The 565-nt window shown below is 72.6% G+C and carries 1 protein-coding gene; it reads left to right on the top strand.

The features are described 5' to 3' along the window. Positions 1–565 (top strand): SDR family NAD(P)-dependent oxidoreductase (locus IE226_RS43805; protein ID WP_190087108.1); only part of this gene is annotated, 565 nt, incomplete at both ends.

A 565-nucleotide genomic window follows, 5' to 3' on the forward strand; every position in this document is an offset into this window, starting at 1 on the left:
GGGTCTGGGCCGGGTGGCCGCCCTGGAGCAGCCCGACTCCTGGGGCGGTCTGATCGACCTGCCCGAAACACAGGACGAGACGACCGGAGACCTCCTCGCCTCCGTCCTCGCCGAAACGGGCGGTGAGGACCAGGTCGCCTTACGCGACCACGCGATCCTCGGCCGCAGACTGGTGCCCGCGCCGCTGAGCGAGACCGCCCCCGGCGACGGCTGGACACCGCGCGGAACGGTACTCGTCACCGGTGGTCTCGGCGCCCTGGGCGGTCACGTGGCACGCTGGCTGGCCGGGCACGGCGCCGAGCACCTCGTGCTGGTGAGCCGTCGCGGCAGCGCGGCCGACGGCGCCCCCGAGCTGGAGGCCGAGCTCGTCGAGCTCGGCGCACGCGTCACGTTCGCCGCCTGCGACATGACGGACAGGGAGGCCGTCGCCGAGCTGCTTTCGAGCATCCCGTCGCTCACCGCCGTGGTGCATGCGGCGGGTGTCGAGCGTTCGGCGGTCCTCGCTGATCTTGATCCGGTTGATCTGGGCGGGTTCGCCGATGTGCTGACGGCGAAGGTGGAGGGT

This window comes from Streptomyces longisporoflavus (assembly GCF_014649775.1).
Lineage (GTDB): Bacteria > Actinomycetota > Actinomycetes > Streptomycetales > Streptomycetaceae > Streptomyces > Streptomyces longisporoflavus.